This window comes from Acidovorax sp. DW039 (assembly GCF_037101375.1).
Lineage (GTDB): Bacteria > Pseudomonadota > Gammaproteobacteria > Burkholderiales > Burkholderiaceae_C > Acidovorax.
This window is the reverse complement of record NZ_AP029019.1, coordinates 1,856,098-1,882,405: the sequence shown is the minus strand read 5'-3', so window position 1 is coordinate 1,882,405 and position 26,308 is coordinate 1,856,098. Positions and strand designations below refer to the sequence as shown.

Annotated in this window: 25 protein-coding genes; 16 read left to right on the top strand and 9 right to left on the bottom strand. The window is 63.5% G+C overall.

The window, feature by feature from the left end; genetic code table 11:
• Nucleotides 1-99 precede the first annotated feature (99 nt).
• Both AACH87_RS08445 and AACH87_RS08440 read right to left on the bottom strand, forming a co-directional pair.
• Nucleotides 100-585 (bottom strand): hypothetical protein, encoded by a 486-nt coding sequence (locus AACH87_RS08445; protein ID WP_338798336.1) that lies wholly within the window; start codon nt 583-585, stop codon nt 100-102.
• Nucleotides 586-669: 84 nt separating this feature from the next.
• Nucleotides 670-1,644, bottom strand: coding sequence for a LysR family transcriptional regulator (locus AACH87_RS08440; RefSeq protein ID WP_338798335.1), 975 nt, complete (start codon nt 1,642-1,644; stop codon nt 670-672).
• A gap of 157 nt (nt 1,645-1,801) precedes the next feature.
• On the opposite strand from AACH87_RS08440, the gene AACH87_RS08435 reads away from it, so the two are divergent.
• The 8 genes from AACH87_RS08435 to AACH87_RS08400 all read left to right on the top strand — a co-directional run bounded on the left by AACH87_RS08435 (nt 1,802) and on the right by AACH87_RS08400 (nt 11,039).
• Nucleotides 1,802-2,821 (top strand): TRAP transporter substrate-binding protein, encoded by a 1,020-nt coding sequence (locus tag AACH87_RS08435; RefSeq protein ID WP_338798334.1) that lies wholly within the window; start codon nt 1,802-1,804, stop codon nt 2,819-2,821.
• 66 nt (nt 2,822-2,887) lie between these two features.
• Nucleotides 2,888-4,678 (top strand): IlvD/Edd family dehydratase, encoded by a 1,791-nt coding sequence (locus AACH87_RS08430; protein WP_338798333.1) that lies wholly within the window; start codon nt 2,888-2,890, stop codon nt 4,676-4,678.
• A 54-nt stretch (nt 4,679-4,732) separates the two neighbouring features.
• Nucleotides 4,733-5,962 carry a fumarylacetoacetate hydrolase family protein gene (locus tag AACH87_RS08425; protein WP_338798332.1) on the top strand — a complete coding sequence of 410 codons (1,230 nt, stop codon included), beginning with the start codon at nt 4,733-4,735 and terminating at the stop codon, nt 5,960-5,962.
• A gap of 26 nt (nt 5,963-5,988) precedes the next feature.
• Entirely contained in the window at nt 5,989-6,558 is a 570-nt protein-coding gene (locus tag AACH87_RS08420) for a TRAP transporter small permease (RefSeq protein WP_338798331.1), read from the top strand.
• Between the two features lie 33 nt (nt 6,559-6,591).
• Nucleotides 6,592-7,872 (top strand): TRAP transporter large permease subunit, encoded by a 1,281-nt coding sequence (locus AACH87_RS08415; RefSeq protein ID WP_338798330.1) that lies wholly within the window; start codon nt 6,592-6,594, stop codon nt 7,870-7,872.
• Nucleotides 7,873-8,053: 181 nt separating this feature from the next.
• On the top strand, nt 8,054-8,917 hold the full coding sequence (locus AACH87_RS08410; protein WP_338798329.1) for a fumarylacetoacetate hydrolase family protein: 864 nt from the start codon (nt 8,054-8,056) through the stop codon (nt 8,915-8,917).
• A 224-nt stretch (nt 8,918-9,141) separates the two neighbouring features.
• Complete coding sequence (locus tag AACH87_RS08405) at nt 9,142-10,101, top strand: chemotaxis protein (RefSeq protein WP_338798328.1); 960 nt, start codon at nt 9,142-9,144, stop codon at nt 10,099-10,101.
• A gap of 215 nt (nt 10,102-10,316) precedes the next feature.
• A complete protein-coding gene (locus AACH87_RS08400) occupies nt 10,317-11,039 on the top strand; it encodes a DUF4124 domain-containing protein (RefSeq protein WP_338798327.1) in 723 nt (240 codons plus the stop codon).
• A 37-nt stretch (nt 11,040-11,076) separates the two neighbouring features.
• Here AACH87_RS08400 and AACH87_RS08395 read toward each other — a convergent pair whose 3' ends face one another.
• The gene (locus AACH87_RS08395; RefSeq protein WP_338798326.1) at nt 11,077-12,054 is read right to left on the bottom strand and encodes an SDR family oxidoreductase; all 978 of its coding nucleotides are present in this window, start codon (nt 12,052-12,054) and stop codon (nt 11,077-11,079) included.
• Nucleotides 12,055-12,192: 138 nt separating this feature from the next.
• Between AACH87_RS08395 and AACH87_RS08390 the strand changes: the two genes are divergently transcribed.
• Nucleotides 12,193-13,254 carry a CDP-6-deoxy-delta-3,4-glucoseen reductase gene (locus AACH87_RS08390; RefSeq protein ID WP_338798325.1) on the top strand — a complete coding sequence of 354 codons (1,062 nt, stop codon included), beginning with the start codon at nt 12,193-12,195 and terminating at the stop codon, nt 13,252-13,254.
• Between the two features lie 75 nt (nt 13,255-13,329).
• Nucleotides 13,330-14,307, top strand: coding sequence for a tripartite tricarboxylate transporter substrate binding protein (locus AACH87_RS08385; RefSeq protein ID WP_338798324.1), 978 nt, complete (start codon nt 13,330-13,332; stop codon nt 14,305-14,307).
• A 153-nt stretch (nt 14,308-14,460) separates the two neighbouring features.
• Here the strand turns inward: AACH87_RS08385 and AACH87_RS08380 are convergent, their stop codons facing one another.
• From AACH87_RS08380 to hda, 6 genes are all read right to left on the bottom strand, one after another.
• Nucleotides 14,461-15,603, bottom strand: coding sequence for a hypothetical protein (locus AACH87_RS08380; RefSeq protein WP_338798323.1), 1,143 nt, complete (start codon nt 15,601-15,603; stop codon nt 14,461-14,463).
• Nucleotides 15,604-15,623: 20 nt separating this feature from the next.
• Complete coding sequence (locus AACH87_RS08375) at nt 15,624-16,409, bottom strand: hypothetical protein (RefSeq protein WP_338798322.1); 786 nt, start codon at nt 16,407-16,409, stop codon at nt 15,624-15,626.
• Between the two features lie 431 nt (nt 16,410-16,840).
• On the bottom strand, nt 16,841-17,329 hold the full coding sequence (gene folK, locus AACH87_RS08370) for a 2-amino-4-hydroxy-6-hydroxymethyldihydropteridine diphosphokinase (RefSeq protein ID WP_338798321.1): 489 nt from the start codon (nt 17,327-17,329) through the stop codon (nt 16,841-16,843).
• Nucleotides 17,330-17,336: 7 nt separating this feature from the next.
• On the bottom strand, nt 17,337-18,953 hold the full coding sequence (gene pcnB, locus AACH87_RS08365) for a polynucleotide adenylyltransferase PcnB (RefSeq protein WP_338798320.1): 1,617 nt from the start codon (nt 18,951-18,953) through the stop codon (nt 17,337-17,339).
• Between the two features lie 39 nt (nt 18,954-18,992).
• Nucleotides 18,993-19,724 carry an HAD family hydrolase gene (locus AACH87_RS08360; RefSeq protein WP_338798319.1) on the bottom strand — a complete coding sequence of 244 codons (732 nt, stop codon included), beginning with the start codon at nt 19,722-19,724 and terminating at the stop codon, nt 18,993-18,995.
• 98 nt (nt 19,725-19,822) lie between these two features.
• Nucleotides 19,823-20,521 carry a DnaA regulatory inactivator Hda gene (hda, locus tag AACH87_RS08355; protein ID WP_338798318.1) on the bottom strand — a complete coding sequence of 233 codons (699 nt, stop codon included), beginning with the start codon at nt 20,519-20,521 and terminating at the stop codon, nt 19,823-19,825.
• A 196-nt stretch (nt 20,522-20,717) separates the two neighbouring features.
• Here hda and purM point away from each other — a divergent pair, with 196 nt between their 5' ends.
• The 6 genes from purM to AACH87_RS08325 all read left to right on the top strand — a co-directional run bounded on the left by purM (nt 20,718) and on the right by AACH87_RS08325 (nt 26,282).
• Nucleotides 20,718-21,770: a phosphoribosylformylglycinamidine cyclo-ligase gene (purM, locus tag AACH87_RS08350; protein ID WP_338798317.1), complete on the top strand. Its 1,053-nt coding sequence runs from the start codon at nt 20,718-20,720 to the stop codon at nt 21,768-21,770.
• Between the two features lie 18 nt (nt 21,771-21,788).
• Nucleotides 21,789-22,916: a permease gene (locus AACH87_RS08345; RefSeq protein WP_338798316.1), complete on the top strand. Its 1,128-nt coding sequence runs from the start codon at nt 21,789-21,791 to the stop codon at nt 22,914-22,916.
• A gap of 312 nt (nt 22,917-23,228) precedes the next feature.
• Nucleotides 23,229-23,780: an isochorismatase family protein gene (locus AACH87_RS08340; RefSeq protein WP_338798315.1), complete on the top strand. Its 552-nt coding sequence runs from the start codon at nt 23,229-23,231 to the stop codon at nt 23,778-23,780.
• A 17-nt stretch (nt 23,781-23,797) separates the two neighbouring features.
• The gene (locus tag AACH87_RS08335) at nt 23,798-24,565 is read left to right on the top strand and encodes a carbon-nitrogen hydrolase family protein (RefSeq protein ID WP_338798314.1); all 768 of its coding nucleotides are present in this window, start codon (nt 23,798-23,800) and stop codon (nt 24,563-24,565) included.
• 32 nt (nt 24,566-24,597) lie between these two features.
• On the top strand, nt 24,598-25,263 hold the full coding sequence (locus AACH87_RS08330; RefSeq protein ID WP_338798313.1) for a DJ-1/PfpI family protein: 666 nt from the start codon (nt 24,598-24,600) through the stop codon (nt 25,261-25,263).
• A 29-nt stretch (nt 25,264-25,292) separates the two neighbouring features.
• Entirely contained in the window at nt 25,293-26,282 is a 990-nt protein-coding gene (locus AACH87_RS08325) for a helix-turn-helix domain-containing protein (protein WP_338798891.1), read from the top strand.
• Nucleotides 26,283-26,308: the final 26 nt, after the last annotated feature.

Genomic DNA, 26,308 nt, shown 5'->3' with positions numbered 1-26,308 from the left:
GACCCAGCGAGGTGACTCTGGCCAGGTGGTCCGTAGCAGGCAGTACCAGCGGTACAACAAGACCGGACAACGACGCCGGAGGGGTTGTATTGGCGACTCTTAGCGCGGCCGCTCGAACCCGCTATCCGCCCAGGCCGTAGCACTCGCTGCAGTCAAACGGAACGCAGGAGAAACCGGCACACGCGCCACCTCCTGGCCAAAGGCGTCTTCTGCGCGCAAGGTGGCCGTAGCGCCCTCCTCGTCGGGAACGATGTTCAAAGCCACACGCAGGCGCTGCCCGTCTGCAGCCACGATGGTCACGCTTTTGTTCAACTGGGCATGCAGTTGCTGTTCGTGGCGGCGCAGCACCTCGCTCGCTGTCTTCACCAGGGTGTGGAAGGCCGACACGTCAAGCGGCTTGGGGTTTTTCTTGTCCCGCCCCATGGTCCAGGGGCCGACCAGTGCAGGTTCAGACTCCCCCTGCAGCGTCATGGCCACCGCCCAGCCATCGTCGTCCTCGTTCTTGATGACCTTCGCCGTCCAGCGGCCATCGCTCCAGAGTCGGGGTTCCTGAATCGTGTCTGGAGCTTCGTGCATTTCGGTCATGGCAAGGGGCGGAGCAAAAGGGCGCAGAGCATAACGGCAATGGATTCACCACCTGCCCCTCAATAACCAGCGGTTATCGGAATGTCAGCTCTCAGGCTGCTCAGGCGCTACACCAGCCACTTGGCGGAGCACTGCCATAAAAGCCTGCGCTGCAGGCGTAGGCGGCTCACTCAGGCGGGTGATCAGGCCATAGCCCGGCATGCGGTCGGGCCAGCCTACGGGGATGCGGGCCAGCAGCCCACGGTGCACATATTTTTCGACCAGCGCAGAGGGCTGCAGAGACAGCATGGGCGTGGCATTCATCAATTCGAGCGCGAACAGGAACGAGGGCGTTTCCACCACGCCTGCGGTAAGCGACAGGCCGGCCCCGCCAAACAGGTCGTCCGACACCTTGCGCACCGCCGTGGAGGGCGGGTACAGAATCCAAGGCCAGTGGGCCAGCTCGGTCAGCGACAGGTCGGCCGCGCCGCGCAGCGGGTGGTGCGGCCCGGCCACCACCGACATGGGCTCGGCCGACAGCTGCTCGTAGCGAAACTGGCTGCGCTGGTCCTCGCTGGTGAAGCGGCCGATCATCAGGTCGATCTTGCGCTCGGCCAGCCAGGCGATGAGCTGGTCGCTGCTCTGCTCCAGGATCTTGATGACCAAGAGGGGCCGCAGGCGCTGGATTTCGACTACCGATGCCACCAGCACATGTGCGGCCGACCCGGTGATGGCGCCCACCGTCACGTGGCCATGGCCGCCCTGCTTGAGCGCATTGAATTCATCGACAAACTTGCGCTGCCCATCCAGCGCCGCACTGGCGTAGCGCAGCGTGAAAAGCCCCAGCTCGTTGGGCCGCATGCCGCGCGAGAGGCGGTCGAACAGGCGCGCCTCCAGGATCTCCTCGATGTCCATCAGGATCTTGGTGGCCGCAGGCTGCGTGACGTGCATCTGCTCGGCCGTGAGCCGCAGGTTGCGGGTGCGGCCCAGGATGTCCAGAAACTGCAAATGCCGAAAGCGCAGCCGCGCACAGGCCTGCGCCAAAGACAAGGGTTTACCCGGAAATTCTTCTGGACTCATAAGCGTTTGGAATGGATTGTCGCAAAACATTCAGTGGACCCAGCAGAACACGCAACCTAATCTTCGCCCTGCGTCCATGACGGCTTGCCCAAAAAAAGCCGCAAGCGCCGACGGCCTCGCCAGCGGGGTCTCGCCATTCCAACGGAGACAAGACACCATGCCATTCAAGACCCTCGCCAAATCCTTGGCCCTCTCTGCCACGCTGCTGGCCGCCCTTACTGCCCCCGTCGCCGCGCAAGTCAAGGAACATACCTTCAAGGTCGGCATCGGCCTGAGCGAAGACCACCCGCAGGCCCAGGCCGTGCGCCACTTTGCCGAGCGCCTGCAGGCCAAGAGCGGCGGCAAGATGAACGCCAAGCTGTTTGCCAGCGGCGCGCTGGGCAATGACGTGAGCATGACCTCGGCCCTGCGCGGCGGCACGCTGGAGATGACGATTCCGGATTCGTCCACGCTGATGTCGCTGATCAAGCCCTTTGGCGTGCTGAACCTGCCGCTCACCTTCAACAGCGAGGTAGAAGCCGACGCGGTGCTGGACGGACCCTTCGGCCAGAAGCTGCTGGCCATGCTGCCGGACAAAGGCCTGATCGGCCTGGGCTTCTGGGAGAACGGCTTTCGCCACGTGACCAATTCGCGCCGAGCCATCAACACGGCCGATGATCTGGCGGGCCTGAAACTGCGCGTGATCCAAAGCCCCTTGTTCCTCGACACCTTCAACGCCCTGGGCACCAACGCCACGCCCATGCCCTTCACCGAGCTGTACACCGCCATGGAGCAGAAAGCCGTGGACGGCCAGGAGAACCCGCCCGCCACCATTCTGGCCAGCAAGTTCTATGAAGTGCAAAAGCACCTGGTGCTGTCGCGCCACATGTACAGCGCGTGGGTGCTGCTCATCTCCAAGAAGACCTGGGACGGCCTCTCGGCCGACGAGAAGAAGATCGTGCAGGAGGCCGCGCGCGAGGCCACGCTGTTCGAGCGCAAGACCATCCGCGCCTTCAGCGAAACCGCACTGGGCGAGCTGAAAAAGGCTGGCATGCAGATCACCGAGCTGCCCGCCGCCGAACAGGCCAAGCTGCGCACCAAGCTACAGCCCGTGCTGGCCAAGTACAGCAAGGAGTTTGGTGAAGAGACCACCAACGAGCTGATGGGCGAACTGGCCAAGGCGCGGGGCGGCAAGTAACTTGTGCGCTTCCCGGGGCGCAGCGTACGGCTGCCCCCGTCCCCTCTTTTGCAACGCTTCGATCCCATGACAAGAACACCCCGCCGCCCCTTCCGCTCCCGCGAATGGTTTGCCGCGCCCGAGCGCTCGGACATGACCGCGCTGTACCTGGAGCGGTTCATGAACTACGGGCTCACGCCCGAAGAACTGCGCTCGGGCCGGCCCATCATCGGCATTGCGCAGACGGGCAGCGACCTGTCGCCCTGCAACCGCATCCACCTGGATCTGGCGCGCCGCGTGCGCGATGGCATCCGCGATGCGGGTGGCATCCCGATGGAGTTCCCCGTCCACCCCATCTTTGAGAACTGCCGCCGCCCCACGGCCGCGCTGGACCGCAACCTGGCCTACCTGGGCCTCGTGGAGATCCTGTACGGCTACCCCATCGATGCGGTGGTGCTGACCACGGGCTGCGACAAGACCACGCCCGCAGGCGTCATGGCCGCGTCCACGGTGGACATTCCGGCCATCGTGCTCTCGGGCGGGCCGATGCTCGATGGCTGGCACGAGGGGCAGCTAGTGGGCTCGGGCACCGTCATCTGGCGCAGCCGCCGCCAGCTCGCGGCGGGCGAGATCGACGAAGAAGAATTCTTGCAGCGCGCCTGCAACAGCGCCCCATCTGCCGGGCACTGCAACACCATGGGCACGGCCTCCACCATGAACGCGGTGGCTGAGGCGCTGGGCCTGTCATTGCCGGGCTGCGCGGCCATCCCGGCGCCGTACCGCGAGCGTGGCCAGATGGCCTACGAGACCGGGCGGCGCATCGTGGAGATGGCGTACGAAGACCTGCGCCCCTCGCGCATCCTGACGCGCGAGAGTTTCTTGAACGCGCTGTCAGTGGTCAGCGTGGCCGGCGGCAGCAGCAACGCGCAGGTGCACATCATGGCCATGGCGCGGCACGCGGGCGTGCAGCTCGATGCACAGGACTGGACCGACCACGCCTACGACCTGCCGCTGCTGCTGAACATGCAGCCTGCGGGGCAGTTTCTGGGCGAGCGCTTCTTCCGCGCCGGCGGCGTTCCCGCCCTGATGTGGGAGCTGCAGCAGGCGGGCAAGCTGCACGCCGACTGCGCCAGCGTGACCGGAAAGACCGTGGGCGAGAACCTGCAAGGCCGCGAAACCCATGACCGCGAGGTGATCCGCCCCTTCAGCAACCCGCTGATGGAAAAGGCCGGCTTCATGGTGCTCAGCGGCAACCTGTTCGACTTCGGGATCATGAAGACTTCGGTCATCTCCGAAGCCTTCCGTCAGCGATACCTGAGCAAGCCGGGCGCGGAAGGCATCTTTGAAGCCCGCGCGGTGGTCTTTGAAGGCGCAGACGACTACCACGCGCGCATCAACGATCCGGAGCTCGACATCGACGAAGGCTGCATCCTGGTGATGCGCGGCGCGGGCCCCATCGGCTGGCCCGGCTCGGCCGAGGTGGTGAACATGCAGCCGCCGGACGCGCTGATCCGGCGCGGCATCAACACCCTGCCCACGCTGGGCGACGGGCGCCAGTCGGGCACGGCGGACAGCCCGTCCATCCTCAACGCATCGCCGGAGAGCGCGGTGGGTGGAGGGCTGAGTTGGCTGCAAAGCGGGGACACGGTCCGCATCGACCTGAACACCGGCCGCTGCGATGCGCTGGTCGAACCGGAAGAAATCGCGCGCCGCAAGCGCGAGCTGCCCGCCCCGCCCGCCCCGCCCATGCCCGCGAGCCAGTCGCCGTGGGAGGCGCTGTACCGCGAGAAAACGGGGCAGCTGGCGGATGGCGCGACGCTGGACTTTGCGCTGAAATTTCAGCGCATTTCCGAACAAACGCCACGCCACAACCACTGACAACGACCAGGTGAGGCACTCGCGCTCACCCGGCTTTTTTCAAAAGGACTCTCCATGAACAACATGACGGCAGCGGCAGTTGCCGAACGGGCCCGTGCGCCCCAAGCCGCGTTGCAAGTGCTCCCCGACGATGGCCTGCAAGGCACACTGGTCGGCCGCGTGTGGGTGCCCAGTGGCGCCGTTCCTGGCCCCGCGGTAGTGGCACTGCGGCCCGAAGGTGTTGTTGACCTCAGCGCGCACTACCCCACCATGAGCACGCTGCTCGACACCCTGGCGCCTGCCGAGGCTGCGCGCACCGCCACGGGCCAGTACCTGTGCTGCGTGCAAGACCTGCTGGCCAACAGCCAACCCGGCGCGCGCGACACCACCCGTCCCTGGCTGCTGGCCCCGTGCGATTTGCAGGTGGTGAAAGCTGCGGGCGTGACGTTTGCGGCCAGCCTGATCGAGCGCGTGATCGAAGAACAGGCGCGCGGCGACGCGACCCGCGCGCAGGGCCTGCGCGGCCAGGTCATCGGCCTCATTGGTGAGAACCTGGCCGACATCCGCCCCGGCTCGCCCGAGGCCATGCGCCTGAAGGCGCTGCTGCAGGACAAAGGCCTGTGGTCGCAGTACCTGGAGGTGGGCATTGGCCCCGATGCCGAGGTGTTCACCAAGGCGCCCGTGCTGGCCTCGGTGGGCTGCGGCGACGACATTGGCATCCGCTCCGACTCGGCCTGGAACAACCCCGAGCCCGAGGTGGTGCTGGCCGTGAACAGCCGGGGCCAGATCGTGGGCGCCACGCTGGGCAACGACGTGAACCTGCGCGACATCGAGGGCCGCAGCGCCCTGCTGCTGGGCAAGGCCAAGGACAACAACGCATCGTGCGCGCTGGGCCCGTTCATCCGCCTGTTCGACGCGAGCTTCGGGCTGGAACAGGTGCGCAATGAAACCGTGCACCTGCGCGTGGCGGGCACGGACGGCTTTGAGCTGCGCGGCATCAACACCATGGCCAGCATCAGCCGCGACCCCACCGACCTGGTGGCACAGACGCTGGCCGCGCACCAGTACCCGGATGGGTTCATGCTGTTCATGGGCACGCTGTTCGCGCCCATCGAAGACCGCGACCAGCCGGGTGGCGGCTTCACCCACCACCTGGGCGACCTGGTGTCCATCCAGAGCGCCTGGCTGGGCGGCCTGCACAACCGCGTGACCCACAGCGAGGCCGCGCCGCCCTGGCGCTTTGGCCTGCGCGCCTTCATGGCCAACCTGGCGCAGCGCGGGTTGCTGCAGGACACCGCACTCTGAGTCAAAAAGAAAAACAGGAGACACCCATGCTCAATGCCTTCATCGACCGCTGCTGCCGCGCCATCAACCTGCTCATCGCCCTGGCGCTGGCCGTGATGGTGGCCATGGTGTTCGGCAACGTGGTGCTGCGCTATGCGTTCAACTCCGGCATTGCCATCAGCGAGGAGGTCTCGCGCTGGCTGTTCGTGTGGATCACCTTCCTGGGCGCCATCGTGGCGGTGCGCGAGCGGGGCCACCTGGGCACGGACTTTTTGCTGGCGCGCCTGCCACCGCTGGGCCAGCGCATTTGCCTGGCCCTGAGCTACGCGCTGATGATCTGGTGCACCTGGCTGCTGTTCAGCGGCGCACTGGCGCAGGCGCGCATCAACTGGGATGTGGATGCGCCGGTCACCGGTGCGTCCATGGCCATCTTTTATGCGTCCGGCGTGGTGTTTGCCGTGGCGGCGGGCCTGTTGCTGGCGCTGGACCTGTGGCGCATTGTGTCAGGGCAGATGCCGGACAGCGAACTGGTGCAGATCTCCGAGTCCGAAGAACTGGCCGCCGTGGGCAGCCAACTGCCCCACGCAGCCCCCGCGCCCACGGCCTCGCGCCAGTGAGCCGCCCACCGCAATGACCTGGAGCGTTCTTCCATGACCGTTTTTATCTTCCTCGGCTCCCTGCTGGCCGCCATGGCCATCGGCGTGCCGATTGCCTACGCGCTGCTGGTGTCCGGCGTCGCCCTCATGTGGCACCTGGACCTGTTTGACGCACAGATCCTGGCGCAGAACGTCGTCAACGGCGCCGACAGCTTTCCGCTGCTGGCGGTGCCCTTCTTCATGCTGGCGGGCGAAATCATGAACGTGGGCGGGCTGTCGCAGCGCATCGTCAAGCTCGCGCTCACGCTGGTGGGGCACAAGCGCGGCGGGCTGGGCTTTGTGGCCATCCTCGCGGCCTGCATGCTGGCGGCGCTGTCCGGCTCTGCCGTGGCCGACACGGCAGCGCTGGCGGCCCTGCTGCTGCCCATGATGGTCAAAGCCGGGCACGACAAGGCGCGTGCGGGCGGGCTGATTGCCTCGGCCGGCATCATCGCTCCGGTCATTCCACCCTCCATCGGCTTTGTGGTGTTTGGCGTGGCGGCCAATGTGTCGATCAGCAAGCTGTTTCTGGCGGGCATCGTGCCGGGGCTGCTGATGGGCCTGGCGATTGCAGTCACCTGGTACTGGGTGTCGCAGCGCGAAAACGTCACGCCACCGCCCAAGGCCTCCACCGCCGAGAAGCTGCAGGCGCTCAAGGAATCCACCTGGGCGCTGTTCCTGCCGGTCATCGTGATCGTGGGCTTGAAGATGGGCGTGTTCACGCCCACCGAGGCGGCGGCGGTGGCTGCGGTTTACGCCCTGTTTGTGGCAACGGTGGTTTACCGCGAGCTGCACTGGCGCCAGCTGGCCGAGGTGTTCACCAGCGCCGCCAAAACCACGGCCGTGATCATGTTCCTGGTGGCCGCCGCCATGGTCAGCGCCTGGCTCATCACCGTGGCGGACATTCCGCGCCAACTGGTGGCCCTGCTCAAGCCGCTGATGGAGCACCCCACGCTGCTGCTCATCGCCATCATGGTGCTGGTGATGGCCGTGGGCACCGCCATGGACATGACCCCCACCATCCTCATCCTCACACCCGTGCTGATGCCGGTGGTGAAGGCCGCAGGCATCGACCCGGTCTACTTCGGCGTGCTGTTCATCATCAACAACGCCATCGGGCTCATCACTCCGCCGGTCGGCACCGTGCTGAACGTGGTGGCCGGCGTGGGCAAGATGCGCATGGACGACGTGACGCGGGGCGTGATCCCGTTCATGGTGGCGCAGTTTGCGGTGATGTTCCTGATGGTGCTGTTTCCATCGCTGGTGACGGTGCCGATGCGGTGGTTCGCCAATTGAAGTCTGTCAACTGCGCTGCAACAAAAGGTCTTATCCACATTGGCACTTGGGCTTCACATCCATTGCGCCTATTGCTTGCGAGATCGCATCAGGCGCATCGATAAGGTTACATTCGTCAGCCTTGCCATGGGCATGTGTGAACACGGCCCTTGCATGCCATCAGGAACGGAGAACACACACCATGAAACTCTTGCGCCATGGCCCCAAAGGCCAAGAAAAGCCTGCGCTACTGCACACGGATGGAACCGTACGTGACTTGAGCGCCGTGTTGCCAGACATCACGTCTGCCACTTTGTCTCCCCAAGGTTTACAAGCGCTGGCGCAACTGGATGCGTCAAAACTGCCCATCGTGCCCCAGCAACGTCTGGCTGTTCCATGGAGCGGAATGCGCAAATTTCTCGCGATTGGGCTGAACTATGCAGACCATGCCGCAGAGGCCAACATGCCACTGCCCAAGGAACCCATCGTGTTTACGAAGACACTGGACTGCGCAGTGGGCTGCAACCATTCAGTCGTTCTGCCTCAAGGCTCGGTCAAGACCGACTGGGAGGTGGAGCTTGGTGTCGTCATCGGTAGCCGGGCTCGCTATGTGAGCGAAGCCGAGGCTCTGAACCATGTGGCTGGATACTGCACGGTCAACGACATTTCAGAGCGCGAGTACCAGCTTGAACGTGGCGGTACTTGGGACAAGGGCAAGGGCTGTGACACGTTCGGCCCCATCGGGCCCTGGCTGGTGACGGCCGATGAAGTGGGCGACCCGCAGAATCTGGACATGTGGCTGGACGTGAACGGTGTACGCCAGCAAACCGGCAATACCCGCACCATGGTGTTTGGCGTGGCTCAACTGGTCAGCTACCTGAGCCGCTTCGTCACGCTCGAGCCTGGCGATCTGATCACCACGGGCACCCCGCCCGGCGTGGGTATGGGGAAAAAGCCGGAGCCTCAGTTCCTGAAACCTGGCGACATCATGACCCTGGGAATCGAAAAACTGGGCACCCAGACGCAGACCGTATTTGCCTGGAACCCGGACCTTATTGACGGCTGAAGCCCGACAAGCCTGCGTGGTTGATGCATAAATGCCACGCCCGTGAAAGCAACCACCTGCTTTCGACGGGCTGTTACCTCTGCGGTGGTTATGTGGCGCCGCGCCGGGCGTATCCTCCAGCCAAAGCGCAGTTATTGGGGTTAAGCCTGAAAATTTCCCTCCCAATACCACCCTAACTGCTTCTAGAATTTGTAAACGTGCGTATCAGCGCGAAGGACACGACCATGAAAGCAGTACAGCAGGAAATCGACGAGCGGACCAACCTCACCAGCACGAACAAGTTCGAGCTGCTGCTGTTCCGACTGGGCATTGACAACGCGCTGGGCAAGTCCGAGCTGTTCGGTATCAATGTGTTCAAGATCCGTGAGATCGTGGCCATGCCCAGCATCACCCCCATTGCGGGAACCACGGCCCACTCCCTCGGTGTGGTCAACCTGCGCGGCCAGGTGATCCCCGTGCTGGACCTCCCCTCCATCGTCGGCTGCAAGCCCCAGACGGGCCTCAACATCATGCTGGTGACGGAATACGCACGCACCACGCAGGCGTTTGCGGTGGAATCGGTGGAAGACATCGTTCGCCTGGACTGGAAGCAGGTTCTGTCTGCCGAAACCAGTGGCGCCAAGGGCAAGCTGGTGACCAGCATTGCCCGCCTGGACGGCAACACGGATGAGTCCCGTCTGGCTCAGGTGCTGGACGTGGAAGCCATCCTGCAAATGGTTTCGCCTTCAGACGGCCACGAAGTGACCGAGGAAAAGGTGGGCGCCAAGCTCAAGCTCAAGCCCGGCTCCATCATCCTTGCCGCAGACGACTCCTTCGTGGCGCGGTCTCTGATTGAACAGGAACTGAAGGTTCTCCAGGCCCCGTTTGAAATGGTCAAGTCGGGCAAGGAAGCTTGGGACCGCCTCAACGCCATTGCGAAATCGGCAGAATCTGAAGGCAAATCGGTGACAGACCGCGTAGCCATGGTGCTGACGGATCTGGAAATGCCTGAAATGGATGGGTTCACACTGACCCGCAACATCAAGCAGGACGCCCGCTTCAACGGGTTGCCTGTGGTCATCCATTCATCCCTGTCCGGCTCAGCCAATGAAGACCATGTGCGCAGCGTGGGCGCAGACGGTTACGTGGCAAAGTTTGTCGCAGAAGATCTGGCAGAGACCATTCGCCGCGTTTTGCCTCGTTGATTACAGGGATTTCCCTTGGAAAAGCGTCTCCCCGACGGGAGACGCTTTTTTTATGGGGGTTTGGCAGGGGAACCACGCGTCCAGCGGTCAACCAAACACAGCAGCTGCGCGTCATGGATGAATGAGGAACATGTTTATTCGCTCCTCAGTCAGCTGCGACAGCCAGCGTAGACTGGCAGCAAAGCTCCTCCCAACCGTCCGCCGCGTCAAAAGCCATGAACCACCGCAACGCAACACCGTGGAAACTGCTACCGGCACTGGCGATATGCGCCCTCTTTGCCCAGCCCAGCCTCAGCCAAGTGATTCGCTGTACGGACGCGAAGACCGGAAAGGTGTCCTACACCGATGGTGCGTGCCCCTCTGGCACTCAAACCCACGAGGTGGAGGCCAAAAAGACACCGGAAGAAATTGAGCAGGAACGCCGCAGCGCCGAGCGTGCCCTGGAGTTGAAACAACAAAGACAGCAGGCTGAAAGCGCCGCAGAAGCCGCCGAGGCACAACGGGCTGCAAACCAGGAACGCATCCGGGCTGCCCGCGCGGCGGCCGCCCCCAAGGACTATGCCAATTCCGCCGAATGCGCAACGGCAAAGCGCAATTACGAGCTTCTCAGCAGCAGCCTTTCGCGCACCACCTACGAGCAGGAAGTGAGAGCAGACGCCGCCCAGCGGCAAATGGACCTGGCCTGCCTGGGCCCCCAAGGCTATGCCGAACTGGAGCGCGCACGGGCAGCCCAGCCCCGCATCGTCGTCACGCCGCCCAGGCACTCTTACTACCCCGCACCTGCTCCAGCGCCCACTCCGCAGCAACCCTACATCACTGGCTGCAGTTCTTTTTACTGCACCGACAGCACTGGGGCACGGTATCCAAGGTCTGGCCCAGGCCAGTTTCCAGGCAACGGGAGCGCATGCAAGTCCAAGGGCGGGCAAGCCCCCTGTTGATGGGTCAGAAGCTGACTGTGCTTTGCCCCGTTGAGGCTTACGCAACCCCAGCAGGCCCTTTCGCACTTGCAGCCAAACCCGTCTCTACCGATGGAAAAGCCAGGCGCACCCCCAACTCTTTCACCATCCGCTGGTTGTCCAGGCGGCGGGATTCGCTCATGAAGCTCAGCAGCATCGCGGGCAGTTGTTCTTGAGCCGCCGCCCTCGCAATGCGAGGGGGCCGAGGCAGGCCATACAGGTCGGCGGCCAAGTCAAAGTAGTCGCCCATGCGCATGTGGTGCCCGTCGCTCACGTTGTAAGCGCGTTGCGGCAGCCCCTTCCACAAAGCAGCCCAGCATGCCCGTGCCAGGTCATCGGCATGGATGTGATTGGTAAAAACGTCATCCTCCCGGTTCAGCACGGGAGTGCCCTTGAGCAATCGGGCACGTGGGGTTCCCCCCTCCCGGTCAGGCGCATAAATGCCCGGTATGCGCAGGATGCATGCGCGCACGCCAGCGCGGCCCAGGTGCCGGATGACGGCTTCCGCATCCACCCGCCGCTGCGCCCGGGGGGTGGACGGCGCCACCGTTCGCTCTTCGCGAACAATCGCCCCACCGCAGTCTCCATAGACACCGCTTGTAGAAGCATAGGCCAGTGAGGCAGGTTGCCCTCGCAGCCTGAACACCCGTGCCAGTGCCCGCGTTCGCGGGTCCTGCCACCACGCGTGCGGGCCTGCGCCCTCGCCCGGGGGAGGCGCCAGATGCAGCACCCGGGTGGCAACCCCCGCAAGACGGCGCAGGGACGCGGCATCGTCCAGATTGCCAACCAAAGGGGTTATCCCCGCACGACGCAACTCCGCTTTGCGGGTGGGGTTAGAGGTCAAGGCCAGAACCCGCATACGCCCAGCGCCCGGGCCGGTCGCCAAATGACGGGCCACACGCATGCCGACATCGCCGCAACCGACAATCAATAACCGTTCACGCCGAAAACGGGCGGGCAATGCCCCGAGTGCGCTGGACAAGGCTACGGAACTCATGCTTTCCTTCTGGTGAAAAATGATCGGGCAGGCAGCGCAAGCATCCCTCACCTGCGCAAAGGGCCTCTGGGCGGTACCGTCCGGTTTCTGCGGGCAAAATCGGCGCCATTCGCAAAAGATCCCGAGGATACCCACAACATGACCCAACCCCACGATACCCAAGGCGGTTTTCAGATCACCGTGAACCCCAGCGGACGGGCCTTCCAGAGCCAGGGCAATGAAACCATTCTGGCCGCAGCGATCCGCAGCGGAGTCGGCCTTCCGTATGGCTGCAAGGACGGGGCGTGTGGCTCCTGCAAGTGCAAAAAGGTCAGTGGCTCGGTAACGCATGCGGACCATCAATCCAAAGCGCTGAGCGCAGAAGAGGAGTCGGCAGGCTGGGTGCTGACCTGCTGCGCCCAGCCCACATCAGACGTGGTGCTGGAATCCCGCCAAGTCACGGACGAGAGCGCGTATCCCATCAAGAAGATGCCTGTGCGCGTTTCGAGTCTGCAGAAAAAATCGCACGATGTGATGGTGGTGCGCCTGCAATTGCCAGCCGCCGATACCTTCCGCTACCATGCGGGGCAGTACATCGAGTTCATCTTGCGCGACGGTGCCCGCCGCGCCTACTCCATGGCCAACGCTCCGCACACCCAAGGTGACGCCCCCGGGGTTGAACTGCATATCCGGCACCTTCCCGGTGGCAAGTTCACCGACCACGTGTTCGGAGCCATGAAGGAAAAGGAAATCCTGCGGGTGGAAGGCCCCTTTGGCAGCTTCTTCCTGCGCGAAGACTCAGACAAGCCCATCATCCTGCTGGCATCAGGCACCGGTTTTGCGCCCATCAAGGCACTGCTGGAGCACATGCAGTTCAAGGGCATTCAGCGCCCTACCACCCTGTACTGGGGCGGACGGCGCCCGGAAGACCTGTACATGCACGACTGGCTACTGGAGCAGGCGGCCCAGATGCCCCACCTGCGCTACGTGCCGGTCGTTTCGGATGCCCTACCCCAGGACGCCTGGGCAGGCCGTACCGGCTACGTGCACCAAGCCGTGCTGGATGACTTTGCAGACCTGTCTGGCTACCAGGTGTACGCCTGTGGCGCCCCCATCGTGGTCGAATCTGCCCGCACCAGCTACAGCGAGCAGCGAGGGCTGCCTGCCGAGGAGTTTTTTGCCGACGCGTTTACCTCTGAGGCGGACAAGCACGGTGGGTAACACTTTGTGAGCGAGTAGCTGCCGCTTGCGCCTGCGCAGAGGGCGCAAGCCATTTTTCTGCACAATGGGAGCACTATGAACCGCAGACACCTTCTTCTTGCCAGCGCAGCGGCAGCCGCTGCGCTCCTTCATCCCGCAGCGCAAGCACAGGATCCCGGCCAGCCCATCCGCCTCATCGTGCCCTACGCACCCGGGGGCCCTATCGACGTGACCGCCCGTGCACTGGCCGAGCGCGTGCGCGATTCGCTGGGCACGGTCATTATCGACAACAAGGGCGGTGCTGGCGGCAACATTGGTGCTGACGCCATTGCCAAGGCGGCACCCGACGGCCTGACCATCGGTATCGCGGCCACGGCCACGCATGCAGTCAACCCATGGCTTTACGCCCGCATGCCTTTTGATGCCGCCAAGGACTTCACCGCCATCACGCAGATGGTGCGTGTTCCCAATGTGCTGGTGATGAACGCAGCCAAGGCTGAGCAGCTCAAGATCCACAACCTGGCGGACCTGATTGCCTACGCCAAGGCCAACCCCGCCAAGCTCAACTACGGCAGCGGCGGCAACGGCAGTGCCGGGCATCTGGCGGGCGAAATGTTCAAGCAGCAGGCAGGCATCTTTGCGCTGCACATTCCCTACCGGGGTGCCAACCCCGCGCAGCTGGCGCTGCTGGCGGGCGAGGTGGACTTCAACATCGACAATCTGGCCGCCGCAGCGCCCAACATCCGGTCAGGCAAGCTCAAGGCACTGGCAGTCACATCGCTGGAAGCATCCCCCGCATTGCCAGGGGTGCCTCCCATGGCACAGACGTTCAAGGGCTTTTCCATCGACACATGGTGGGGCCTGGTGGCGCCCAAGGGCACCCCCAAACCCGTGATCGACCGCCTGAACAAGGCTTTTGTGGCCGCCCTGCAAGCCCCCGAGACCAAAACCCGTTTTGCGGCGCTGCTGGCCGAACCCGTGGCCACCACGCCCCAGCAGTTTGAAAGCTTCATGGCTGCAGAGCGCGCCAAATACCAGCAGGTGGTCAAGCTGTCTGGCGCGAAAGTGGATTAAGAACCGCAAGCCACACCATCCGCTGACGCATTCAGAGAAAGCGATCTTCGCTATCTTTCGTATAGCAACCATCAGACGGATACGAGCCGCCAAGACCAGCTGCCCCACATCCACCAGCGCTTGACGCGTTGGTCTTGCGCCAGGGGCAGCAGGCTATTTTGGGACAACCAGCCATGCGCCATCTTGGCCGGGCGTTGTCCACAATGTGCGGCGGCAATACCGGCGCAGCAGGTCGATCACCGTCTCGACCTGATCCAGGGGCAGTTGCAGATACAAGGCACCGCCTCCAGGCCCCAGGGTGAGCAAATTCAGCGTGTACGCGGGGTTGTATTCGTGGTAATGCACTTCCGCGACTTCCGTCCCGCAGTCCAGCAGCGGCGCGTGGCACATGACGATGCCGTACAAGTTGCCAGATTCGGAGAAGCGCATGGATGACAGGTCCGCCTCCAGCGCATCGACGATGCGCATGTACTCGGGGCGGTAGCTATGCCAGAGCCGCTGGCTCCACTTCTGGCGGATTTCGGCGTAGCCCAGGGTAGCGCTGGGCTCTCCAATCAGGTGTCGCGGATTCACGCCCCGGAGGCGCTGCGCCAATTCCAGGGGTGATTCGCCATAGCGACTAGGCAGTAAAGGAGTCTCATGCGTCTCGTAGGCACTCAGGCATCGGTCCGTGTCCGCCTCAGACTTGAGCAGCGCCGTCATCAGGCTGTCTCCGTCCCGGGTGTAACCCGCCTTCAACTGCCAGGGCAGACTCTCCCATGCTGTGAACATGTCGCTCGGGGATGCGCCTTCCACCACGAATTGCACCACCGCTTCGACGCTATCAAAAGTGCGCGTCTTTTTTTGGATCTGCGCAATGACCTTGTGCGGCAAGTAGACCTCCATGGCCCAATCCGTGCCCACGCTCAGGTAGCTACCGCTGAGGTGTTTCCTGCAGAACTTGCGCAGTTGCTCGTAAAAGTCGTCGGCCACCCACCGGCCTTGCTGCGTGAACTTGAAGCGAATGGCCTTTCCGGCATGCATGAACTCCAGCACCACTTTGCCGCCGACGCTCCCCTCGGCACGCAGGCTCTCGGGCACAAACTCTCCCTGGGTGGCCTGCGCGAACGCCTGAAGCACTCCCACGTAGTTGGCCGCCTCAGCGATGCACTTCGGGTCGAACTCGCAGATCCGCTCGGGAATCATGTGATGGAAGATCTGGCCTAGGTGGGAGTTGCCCCAGTCTTTGGGCAGGGGCCGGAAAGTGATGCCAGCTTTTTTGAGGATGGCGGCGACGGTTTGGGACGTAGTGGTCATTGAAATCCTTTGCCCTCTGATCAGGGCTGTCGGGTCATCGCCCAGACCTGCTGCAACACCGTCCCGCCTTTGCCAGCCACCAGGTCATCGCGCAGTTGTTGCAGGAAGTCCAGACGATGCTGTCGGTTCAGGTCTGGCCGATGGGGAACCTTGCCTTTATCGGCCCTGCGCATCAGTGATTGCAGCGATTGGAGAAAGGTGCGCGGAAAGATCTCGTAGCACCAGCCTTTCTCGGTAGAGGCCAGCCAGCGACCCTGCATCACCAGCGGAGCCTTTTCCAGCATGTGGTACAGCCAGGGCAGTGCGTGGGCATGGCGGCTGTCGTCACACTCATCCAGTACCCAACTGTTGCGCGGCTGGGGGTTCAACCAGAAGTTGATATCGCTCACCCACGCTTCCAACGCCACACAGGAAGGGCTTTCCTGCATCCACCCCAGCCACTCCAGCATCTCCAGCTGCTGGGCAACGTTCATGCCGCAGTACTGGAAGTCTCTGCACAGCAAATGTGACAACGCCTCGGCGCGGTAACTTGCCGCCGTCGATTCACTCGTGCGGGTGACCCCGTCCCCGTCGGTGTAAGTCGAACGCAGATTCACAATGTGTGCCCATTGCTCAGGCGTTTGCACGGGGTGAAAGAAGAGTTCTCGGCATGTCATCCAGGTGGGGGGATACTCTCCCTCTTGTCCCTGCCACAGCACACCATCAAAAAACAGGGCGCGCAGCGCTGCATATTGCTGCGGCTCGCACCAGTCGAATGCATCCAGGGCGTCCATGCGGTTCCACAGCTGCTCCCTCGTCCAATCCATCGGCACTCCTGTTCGTAATTCGTTTTCGCTCAGCATCCAGCAGCTCAGTGGCGCAGTCATGACTGCCCCAAGCCTGGCGCCCATCGCAATATAAGGCCCTCCTCGCGCCCTTTCGCCCTCTTGCAGTGGACAAGTTGTCAACCTCCGGCGCGTGGTCACGAAGCACCCTGTGCAAGGCGCACATGGCAACAGCGCCATCCAACGCACGGCCATCACCCCACCCTCAACCGCCCAGGCACAGCCTCAGATCATCACGGAAAGAAACGAACTACAGGCCCTTCTCATGAGAATGCAAGGTGCGCAGTCAACAAGACATTTAACCCCTGGCGCTTATGGAATAAGCGCAGGCAGCTATTAATTCAATAGCAAAACCAGGAGAGTTCGCGAAAGCGTCTTCACCCGCCCGCAAGGTGACAGGGCCCGCTATGGCCTCAGACGGTTTCCAGACGCTCAATGCGCTGGTCGCGCACGGCCTGCAGCCACTCGTCGCGCACTTCGGCGGGTGCAATTTCTGCCAGCGGCAGCAGCACAAAGGCCCGCTCGTGCATGCGGGGGTGGGGCACGGTCAGCGTAGGGGTGTCGATGGCAAAGCCATCGAAGAGCAGGATGTCCAGATCCAGCGTGCGTGGGGCGTTACGGTAAGGGCGTTCGCGCCCTGCCGCGGCTTCGATGGATTGCAGGGCTGCAAGCAGTTCATGCGGGGGCAGGCTGGTGTGCAGCGCTGCCACGGCGTTGTAGAAATCAGGGCCGGTGGCGTCTACCGGGGCGCTGCGGTACAGCGCGGAGCATTGCTGCAGCCGGGTGCCCGGCAATGCTGCCAAGGCCTGCAGGGCAGCGCGTAAGGCAGCGGGGGCGTCTCCCAGATTGGCCCCGAGGCCGATATACGCCACGTGTGCAGCTTGGGTTGCCATGGGAGCCATGGCGGAATCAGGCATCCGAAGCCATACCCGGTGCTTCTCCCCCTGCACCGCCTGCCCCGGCGGGCTTGCGGCGACGGCGGCGACGCTTTTTGGGGGCTGCGGGGTCCATGCCTGGCTCGGCGTCTGGGGCGGTATCCGAATCCGTTGGTGCAGTGGATGCAGAAGAGGCGGAAGAACCCGCTGCAGCGGCCTTTTTGGGAACACGACGCACGTTGGCTTGCTGGGCCTGCTGTTGCGCCTTCTGACGCGCGCGCTGCTCTTCGCGGGCCTGTTCCAGCAGGTCTTCGCGGCGCTCATCGTCTGCGGTCTGAAAGTCCTGCCACCACTCGGCCAAGGCTTCCTCTACCTCGCCAATGTCGGCACGCAGGCGCAGAAAGTCGAAGCCAGCGCGGAAGCGGGGCTGGATCACCATGCCAAAGGGCGTATTGCCCACGCGCTTTTCAAAGCGGGGCTGCATGACCCAGATTTCGCGCATGTCGGCAGCCAGCTTGCCGCGCCCCGACACATCGCCAATGCGGCGGTCAAACACCTCGTCAATGGATTCCTGCAGCGCGGGCAGGGGGTGGTCACGGCGGGCCAGGCGGTCTTCCCAGCCCTTGCGCACGTCTTCCCACAGCACACAGGCCAGCAGGAAGCTGGGGGCCACGGGCTTGCCTTCCTGGACACGGCGGTCGGTGTCGATCAGGGCGGCCTTCACAAAGGGGGTGTCGGCGCGTTCCACCGCCACATCCAGCAGGGGGTAGATGCCTTTGGCCAGGCCCAGCTTGCGCAGCTGCTCGATGGTGGCAATGGCATGGCCTGTTTGCAGCAGCTTGAGCATCTCGTCAAACATGCGGCTCTGGGGCACATCGGCCAGCAATGTCTGCGATTGCACCAGCGGAGCCGCCGTCTTGACCTCCAGGGTAAAGCCCAACTGGCTCAGCTTGGCAGCAAAGCGCACGGCGCGGATGATGCGGACCGGGTCTTCGCGGTAGCGCGTGGCGGGGTCGCCAATCATGCGCAGGGTTTTCTTCTTCGCGTCCTGAATGCCCTTGTGGTAGTCCACCACCACCTGGGTTTCCGGGTCGTAGTACATGGCGTTGACAGTGAAGTCGCGGCGGGTGGCGTCTTCATCCTGCGGGCCCCAGACGTTGTCGCGCAGCACACGGCCACTGGCGTCCACGGCATGCTGCATGCCCGACAGCTGTGCCTTGCTGGTCTTTTCGTTGCCACTCACCTGCCCTGCCGCCGAGTTGTCGAGGTAGGCACGGAAGGTGGAGACCTCGATCACTTCATGCTCACGACCGCGCCCGTGCACCACATGCACGATGCGAAAGCGCTTGCCAATGATGAAAGCGCGGCGAAACAGCGCCTTGACCTGCTCCGGCGTGGCGTTGGTGGCCACGTCAAAGTCTTTGGGGCGCAAGCCCAGCAACAAATCGCGCACCGCACCGCCCACGATGTATGCCTCATACCCCGCGTCCTTGAGGGTGTGCACCACATCGGCCGCCCGCCGGTCCACCAGGTCCGGGTTGATGCCGTGGACCGATGCGGGTACCTCTTCGCGCTTGCCGAAATGGGGCTTGCCGCCAGAGGTGCCGGGCGTGGACTTGCCCAGCAATTTGTCGATGAACTTCTTGATCATGGATATGCAGTAAACAGGTGGACTGGCACGGGGCGCAGCTCAGGGTGCGGTGGCTTGCGCAGGGGCGGTGCTGCTGGCGTCGGCCACAAAAAGGTCCAGTATGCGCCAGCCGCGCTCTTGCGCCAGCGCGCGCAGCCGGGCGTCGGGGTTGGTGGCCACTGGATGGTTGACTTTTTCCAGCAAGGGCACGTCGTTCATGGAATCGCTGTAGAACGTGCTCTCCACATCCGCCCAGCCGAGTTTACGGTCTGCCAGCCACTGGTCCATGCGCAGCACCTTGCCCTGGCGCATGGTCGGGATGCCATCGATCTCACCGGTGTACCAGCCGTTGGCATCGCGGGCCAGCTGCACAGCCAGCAGCTCCTGCACGCCCAGTGCCTTGGCAATGGGACGGGTCACAAACTCATTGGTGGCCGTGACGATGACCACCTGGTCTCCCGCCAACTGGTGCTGGCGAATCAGGTCCAGCGCCTGGGGGCGAATGGCAGGCTCGATCACCTCGCGCATGAACTGCGCGTGCGCTGCGGCAGCCGCATCGGGGCCGCGCTGGCGCACAGCCTCGGTGGCAAAGCGCACGTAGTCTTGCACATTGAGGGTGCCCGCCTGGTAGTGCGCGTAGAACTCGTCGTTGCGGCGCGCAAACTCCACGGGGTCATTCCAGCCGATGCGAATGGTGAACTCGCCCCACTCGTAGTCAGAGTCCAGCGGCAGCAGAGTGTGGTCCAGATCGAACAGGGCCAGCCGGGGGCGATGGGTGCGGGTATCAGTCATGGATGAGGAAGATGCAATAGGGTCAAGGCATGGGGATCAAGGCATGGCAAACGGGCATGCGACATGCCCGTTGCTGCAATGCAGAAGATCAGTCGCCGTCATTCAGACTCAAGCATGGCCTTGAGCAGCGGGATGGTGATGGCCCGCTGGGTGCGCAGTGCAAAGGCATCGAGCTGGTCCAGCAGCTGCATCAGGCTGCCCAGATCGCGCGAAAACCGCTTGAGCATGAAATCCATCACCTCGTCGCCCAGGAACACGCCCCGCGCATCGGCCTCTTGCCGCAGCACGGCCCGCCGCGCGGTTTCGTCCAGCAACTGCAGCTGAAACACATGGCCCCAGCCCATGCGGCTACGCAGGTCGTCGCGCAGGGGCAGATCAGCGGGTGGCAAGTCGCCAGCGGCCAATACCCAGCGCTGTCCGCCCGTGGCGGGGTTGATCGCATTCACAAACCAGTTGAAGGCACTGGCCTGCTGGGCAGTGTTGTAAAGATGCACTTCGTCCATCACAACAGCCGCCCAGCGCTCATCAAAGTCGGGCGGGTTGGCAACGGAAGCGTCCATCCAGCCCACGCTGGCACCTTGCTGATGCAAGGCTTCGCACACGGCCTTGAGCAAGTGGGTCTTGCCACTGCCGGGCTCACCCCACAGGTAGGTGGGCACAGGCGAGCGGGTGCTCTGGCTGCTGCCTTCACCGGCCCACAGGCGCAGATGCTGCAGAGCCGCCTCGTTGGGGCCCGCGTAAAAACTCGACAGCGTGGGCCCGGTGGCCAGGCCGATATCCAGCGCCAGCTGCTTCATGGCTGCAGCCTGCCGGCAAACGCACTGGAGCGAAGAAAAAGGGCGTAGAACTGCATGGGCTCCAGAGAAGAACAGAAAGGGAACAGGGAGAAAACAGGACGGTGCGAAAGGGAAGCCAGCGAGCGGGCCGCTCACACCCCGTAAAATCTGCGCAAATTTTAGTCTGCTGCGCACGCTGGTCCGTGCCATCCCCGCCATGAGCAACTCTGCCGCTACCCCTACCCCCCTGTCCTACAAAGACGCTGGCGTTGACATCGACGCTGGCGACGCACTCGTCGAGCGCATCAAGCCCCTGGCCAAGAAAACCATGCGCGAAGGCGTGCTGGCAGGCATTGGCGGCTTTGGTGCCCTATTTGAAGTGCCCAAGCGCTACAAGGAACCCGTGCTGGTGAGCGGCACCGACGGCGTGGGCACCAAGCTCAAGCTGGCGTTTGAATGGAACATGCACGACACCGTGGGCATCGACCTGGTGGCCATGAGCGTGAACGATGTGCTGGTGCAAGGTGCCGAGCCCCTCTTCTTCCTCGACTACTTTGCCTGCGGCAAGCTGGACGTGGACACTGCCGCAGCGGTGGTGGGCGGTATCGCCAAGGGCTGCGAGCTGAGCGGCTGCGCCCTGATTGGTGGCGAAACGGCTGAAATGCCCGGCATGTACCCTGCGGGCGAATACGATCTGGCCGGTTTTGCCGTGGGCGCGGTCGAAAAATCCAAGATCCTGACCGGCCAGAACGTACAACCCGGCGATGTGGTGCTGGGCTTGGCCAGCCATGGCGTGCATTCCAACGGCTTCAGTCTGGTGCGCAAGTGCATCGAACGTGCAGAGTCCGCAGGCACCGTGCCCGCCACACTGGACGGCAAGCCTTTCAAGCAAGCCATCATGGAGCCCACCCGCCTGTATGTGAAGAACGTGCTGGCCGCGCTGGCCGCTCACCCCATCAAGGCACTGGCACACATCACCGGTGGCGGCCTGCTGGAGAACATTCCCCGCGTGCTGCCCGAAGGCACTGCCGCCCACCTCAAGAAGGGCAGCTGGCCACAGACCGAGCTGTTTGCCTGGTTGCAGAAAACCGCAGGCATCGACGATATCGAGATGAACCGCACGTTCAACAACGGCATCGGCATGGTGGTGGTGGTGGACGCAGCCAACGCTGAAGCGACAGCCGCCACCCTGCGCGCTGCAGGCGAGCAGGTCTACACCATCGGCGTGATCGCGCCACGCGGCGAAGGCGCCGCAGTCGTCGTAGCCTGAGTTTGAGCCCACCCTCGCATGGCGCAGCACCAGCCCCCCGCACTGCCTCCTGAGCCATCGACGGCACTCACCAGCTACCCGCCACCACCGGCCCCCTCCCCTTCGCTTCGCTGGGCACCGCTCTCAGGGGTGGTGCTGGCCAGCTATTTGCTGGTAGCGGCCACGTTGCTGCTGGTGATGTGGCGGGGACTGCTGCCCGGGTTGTTGTGCGTTTGCCTGGGTTTCTTGCTCACCCGTGCACTGACAGGGTGGATCACCGGGGCGCTGCACCGCTTGAAGCGACCCGCAGGAGGGCAGCGCACCACCCCACGCGCCGCCGAGGTAACCGCAGCCGCCATCGTGATGCTGATGCCTCTGGCTCTGTTGGCCATAGGGCTCACGCACTCCCGCGGCTATCTGGTCGATGCACCCCAGCAATACCGCGAGCTGCTGAACTACATGGCGCGCACGGTGCTGGAATTGCGCCTCAAGCTGCCTGCGGACATGGCGGCGCACCTTCCAGAAGGAGCGGCTGAAATCCAGCGCTTTATCGCCAGCTACCTGGGCGCCAAAGCCGGGGCACTGGCCATGGCGGGGCGCGCCTGGCTGGGCAGCGTGCTGTTTGCCTATGTGGGTCTGCTCATTGGCTCGCTGGCTGCCGTAAGGCAGACCAAGCCCTCTCTCGGGCCCCTGGCCCAACAACTCGCTGTGCGCATCACGCTGTTTGGCGAAGCCTTCCGCCAGATTGTGGCGGCACAGTTCTGGATTGCGGCCTTCAACACCTTGCTGACGGCGCTGTTCCTGCTGTTTGTGTTGCCACTGTGGGGCATGACACTGCCTTACACCCCCGTGCTGATCACCTTCACGTTTGTGGCGGGGCTGGTTCCCATTGTGGGCAACCTGCTGTGCAATGTGGTGATGACCATCGTGGGCCTGTCCGTGTCGCCCATGGCTGCCGCGGCTTGCCTGGCGTTTCTGATCCTCATCCACAAGGCGGAATACGTCATCAATGCCAAGGTGGTGGGGCAGCGCACACAGATGGGAGTGTGGGAGCTGCTGAGTGTGATGTTTGTGGCCGAAGCTGTCTTCGGGCCCGCAGGGCTTGTGGCAGCGCCCTTGTTCTACGCCTACCTCAAAAAAGAACTGGTGGCAGCCCGGCTGGTGTGATCAGCTCACTCTGAGCCGCCAACAGTTCACTATCAAATTCATAGCTTCCTGCGCTTTATCCATAAGCGCCAGGACTTGAATTAGCTCTTCCTTCACCCACTCTTTGCAGGCAAGGATGGTTGGCATCCATCATGGTTACGCGCTGCATCCATGGTGTGCTGATTGGGCAGGCCCCATCCCGGCATGAAGCGTGAACAGCATGCGGTGCACAATGTCTGAAAATGATGGATTCCTGTCTGTCACAGGTGCAGCGGCATTCAGACCTGCCTCGCACAATCATGGTCATTCCCCCTCCACTTTGAGAGCAGCACCATGAATTCCTGTCTGATAGTGATCGATGTTCAAGAATCCTTCCGCCACCGCCCCTTTTTCAACGAGGCGGGTCTGGCGGATTACCTCGCCGCCCAGAATGCGCTGATCGAAGGCTGCCAAGCCAGGCAGATTCCGGTGGTACGGGTGTTTCATGCGGATGGGCCGGACAACCCTGAGAACCCCTTTGCGCAGGCCTCGGGCCATGTGCGCCCCCTGCAAGGACTTGTCCACTTTGAGGCAGCCGCCACTTTTACCAAATCACGCCACAGTGCCTTGGTAGGCACGGGCCTGGACGTGTGGCTTGTGCGCCAGGGCATTGGCAAGATCATCATCAGCGGCATCCGCACCGAGCAATGCTGCGAGACCACCGCACGGCACGCTTCGGACCTGGGCTGGAAGGTGGACTACGTGACCGAGGCCACCCACACCTGGGACATGGTGCAACCCGATGGGCAGGTACTGAAGGCGCAGGACATCAAGACGCGCACTGCCACTGTGCTGCAAGGCCGCTTTGCCACGCTGTGCACCGTGGCACAGGCACTGCAGACTTAATGGCCGGGAGTACCCTCATGCGAGTCACCGTCTGCGAACTGCCCAGCCAGCCTGCAAACTTGGCACCGGCATGGCACAGCCTGTGTGAACACTCCAGGCAAGCACAGCCCGATCTGCTGGTACTGCCCGAATTTGCCTTTGTGGAACCGCTGTGGGAAGCCGAGCGCTTTGACCCCCAACGCTGGGACGACGCTGTGGCACAAACCGACGCCTGGATGCAGCGTCTGCCAGAACTTGGCGTGGCCTGTGTGGTGGGAGCACGCCCTGTGACCGACGGTGGTCGCCCATTCAACGAGGGTTTTGCCTGGACGCCCCAGCGGGGCTACCAGCGGCTGCGCCGCAAGTTCTACCTGCCCGACGAGCCAGGAGGGTGGGAAGCACGATGGTTTGACCGCGGTGACGCCACGTTCCCGCCGCTCGATATTGCAGACCATTCCATGGCCATCAACATCTGCACGGAGCTATGGGCTCTGGACACATTTGCCAGCTATGCCCAGCAAGGCGTGCAAGCCATCATCACCCCGCGTGCCACAGCCCGCGCCACAGTCGAAAAATGGCTGGCCATGGGCACCGTGGCGGCGGCGCGTGCGGGGGCATTCAGCCTGTCTTCCAACCGCGTGGATGAGCACGGCACTTATGGCGGTGCGGGCTGGGTGATAGACCCCGACGGCGCATTGCTGGCACGCACCACCGCCCAAGCGCCTTTCTGCACGGTAGATATCGACTTGTCTGCCGCCCAACAAGCGCGCCACACTTATCCCCGCTATGTATTTGAAGCGCAGTGAGCCGCTCTGCCCGCCCCCATTGAAAGACGCCCATGTCCCTGCCTGCCAACCCGTACCGCCATCCCACCGACCCGACATTTGCCGCCCCCCAGCGCACCTTGCAGGTGAGCATCCTGGTGTTTGACAACATTGAAGTTCTGGACCTGGGTGGCCCTTATGAAGTGTTCACCGCTGCCACCCGCATGCATCAAAGGCAGTCAGCGGGGAGTCCGCCCCTCTTCCAGGTGCAGTGCGTGGCCCGCAGTCTGGCCCCGGTGCGCGCCCGGGCAGGGCTGCAGGTCGTACCAGATGCTGACTTTGACCATGCCCCAGCGCCCGATGTGCTCATCGTGCCCGGTGGCGTGGTGGATGCAGCCGCTGCCTGTGCACAGACCCGGGAATGGGTGGCCCGTTCCAGCCAGTCGGCGCAACTCACTGCATCGGTCTGCACGGGGGCCTTTATCCTTGCGGCAGCAGGCGTGCTGCGCGGCGGAACTGTTACCACCCACTGGGAAGACTTGGCGGACCTGCGAGCGCAATACCCCATGCTGGACGTGCAGGAGCACGTGCGGTGGGTGGACCAGGGCTCTCTGGTGACCTCCGCAGGCATCAGTGCAGGCATTGACATGAGCCTCCACCTGGTCAGCCGACTGGCAGGCCCGGCACTGGCAGAGCGCACCGCACGCCAGATGGACACCCCCTGGAACCCTTTGCCTTGAGCACCGCAGACATTTCACACCCCGGGCAGTTGGCACCCGCAACCCACGGTGCAGCCGCGCACGTGTATTTCATCCTGCTGCATGGCAGCCTGGTGCTGGACTGGGCAGGGCCAGCCGAAGCGCTGCGCATTGCCAACCAGATCAGCCTTCAGCAGGGCCGCAGCGCCCCCTTTGTGCAGCACTTTGCAGGGCCATCGCCACAGGCCTCCACGTCTGTGGGAGTGATGCTGCAGGGGCTGGAGCCGCTCCCTGCCACCCTGCCTGAACCCGCATGGGTCGTGCTGATCGGGTTGCCCGGACAGCGTATTGATGTGGACACAGCGGATGCTCGGCACCTGCTGCACTGGCTCAGGGGCCTGCGCCTGGCCCCTGGACGCACCGAACTGGTCACCATCTGCGCGGGTTCGGTTCTGGCGGCACATGCGGGCCTGCTGGCGGGCCGCCGGGCCACCACCCACCACCAGCATCTGGATGAACTGGCACAGGTAGAGCCCCGCTGCGACGTGGCTACCAATCGGGTGTTTGTGGCAGATGGTCCCATTCACAGCAGCGCAGGCGTCACCACAGGCATCGATCTGATGCTGCACCGCATCTCGCAGCATTGCAGCCCTGCACTGGCAGCTCAAGTGGCACAGACCATGGTGGTGGCACTGCGTCGCGGGCCTGACGACCCGGAGTTCTCACCGTTTCTGCACCACCGCAATCACTTGCATCCTGCATTGCACCGCGTGCAGGACGCAATCGCCCAACAACCGCAAGCCCCCTGGAGCGTACCTGCCATGGCACAGATTGCGCATACGTCAGAGCGCCACCTCAACCGGCTGTTTCTGGAGCATGCGGGCATTGCCCCACTGCAATACCTGCGCCGCATCCGCCTGGCGGTGGCAGAGGCTGCACTGCGCGCGGGCCACAGCGTGACACGGGCTGCCGAAATGGCCGGCTTCAACTCGGACACGCAACTGCGCCGCGCTTGGCACCAGTTTGGCAAGGGCGGCACGCCCTCTCAAAGCGCCTCGTAGACACCCGCGAGAAGCCCAGGACAGGC

Excerpts from the sequence above, each read along its gene's own strand:
- AACH87_RS08445 (WP_338798336.1), bottom strand. The coding sequence starts at position 585 with ATGACCGAAATGCACGAAGCTCCAGACACGATTCAGGAACCCCGACTC.
- AACH87_RS08440 (WP_338798335.1), bottom strand. The coding sequence starts at position 1,644 with ATGAGTCCAGAAGAATTTCCGGGTAAACCCTTGTCTTTGGCGCAGGCC.
- AACH87_RS08435 (WP_338798334.1), top strand. The coding sequence starts at position 1,802 with ATGCCATTCAAGACCCTCGCCAAATCCTTGGCCCTCTCTGCCACGCTG.
- AACH87_RS08430 (WP_338798333.1), top strand. The coding sequence starts at position 2,888 with ATGACAAGAACACCCCGCCGCCCCTTCCGCTCCCGCGAATGGTTTGCC.
- AACH87_RS08425 (WP_338798332.1), top strand. The coding sequence starts at position 4,733 with ATGAACAACATGACGGCAGCGGCAGTTGCCGAACGGGCCCGTGCGCCC.
- AACH87_RS08420 (WP_338798331.1), top strand. The coding sequence starts at position 5,989 with ATGCTCAATGCCTTCATCGACCGCTGCTGCCGCGCCATCAACCTGCTC.
- AACH87_RS08415 (WP_338798330.1), top strand. The coding sequence starts at position 6,592 with ATGACCGTTTTTATCTTCCTCGGCTCCCTGCTGGCCGCCATGGCCATC.
- AACH87_RS08410 (WP_338798329.1), top strand. The coding sequence starts at position 8,054 with ATGAAACTCTTGCGCCATGGCCCCAAAGGCCAAGAAAAGCCTGCGCTA.
- AACH87_RS08405 (WP_338798328.1), top strand. The coding sequence starts at position 9,142 with ATGAAAGCAGTACAGCAGGAAATCGACGAGCGGACCAACCTCACCAGC.
- AACH87_RS08400 (WP_338798327.1), top strand. The coding sequence starts at position 10,317 with ATGAACCACCGCAACGCAACACCGTGGAAACTGCTACCGGCACTGGCG.
- AACH87_RS08395 (WP_338798326.1), bottom strand. The coding sequence starts at position 12,054 with ATGAGTTCCGTAGCCTTGTCCAGCGCACTCGGGGCATTGCCCGCCCGT.
- AACH87_RS08390 (WP_338798325.1), top strand. The coding sequence starts at position 12,193 with ATGACCCAACCCCACGATACCCAAGGCGGTTTTCAGATCACCGTGAAC.
- AACH87_RS08385 (WP_338798324.1), top strand. The coding sequence starts at position 13,330 with ATGAACCGCAGACACCTTCTTCTTGCCAGCGCAGCGGCAGCCGCTGCG.
- AACH87_RS08380 (WP_338798323.1), bottom strand. The coding sequence starts at position 15,603 with ATGACCACTACGTCCCAAACCGTCGCCGCCATCCTCAAAAAAGCTGGC.
- AACH87_RS08375 (WP_338798322.1), bottom strand. The coding sequence starts at position 16,409 with ATGGATTGGACGAGGGAGCAGCTGTGGAACCGCATGGACGCCCTGGAT.
- folK (WP_338798321.1), bottom strand. The coding sequence starts at position 17,329 with ATGGCTCCCATGGCAACCCAAGCTGCACACGTGGCGTATATCGGCCTC.
- pcnB (WP_338798320.1), bottom strand. The coding sequence starts at position 18,953 with ATGATCAAGAAGTTCATCGACAAATTGCTGGGCAAGTCCACGCCCGGC.
- AACH87_RS08360 (WP_338798319.1), bottom strand. The coding sequence starts at position 19,724 with ATGACTGATACCCGCACCCATCGCCCCCGGCTGGCCCTGTTCGATCTG.
- hda (WP_338798318.1), bottom strand. The coding sequence starts at position 20,521 with ATGAAGCAGCTGGCGCTGGATATCGGCCTGGCCACCGGGCCCACGCTG.
- purM (WP_338798317.1), top strand. The coding sequence starts at position 20,718 with ATGAGCAACTCTGCCGCTACCCCTACCCCCCTGTCCTACAAAGACGCT.
- AACH87_RS08345 (WP_338798316.1), top strand. The coding sequence starts at position 21,789 with ATGGCGCAGCACCAGCCCCCCGCACTGCCTCCTGAGCCATCGACGGCA.
- AACH87_RS08340 (WP_338798315.1), top strand. The coding sequence starts at position 23,229 with ATGAATTCCTGTCTGATAGTGATCGATGTTCAAGAATCCTTCCGCCAC.
- AACH87_RS08335 (WP_338798314.1), top strand. The coding sequence starts at position 23,798 with ATGCGAGTCACCGTCTGCGAACTGCCCAGCCAGCCTGCAAACTTGGCA.
- AACH87_RS08330 (WP_338798313.1), top strand. The coding sequence starts at position 24,598 with ATGTCCCTGCCTGCCAACCCGTACCGCCATCCCACCGACCCGACATTT.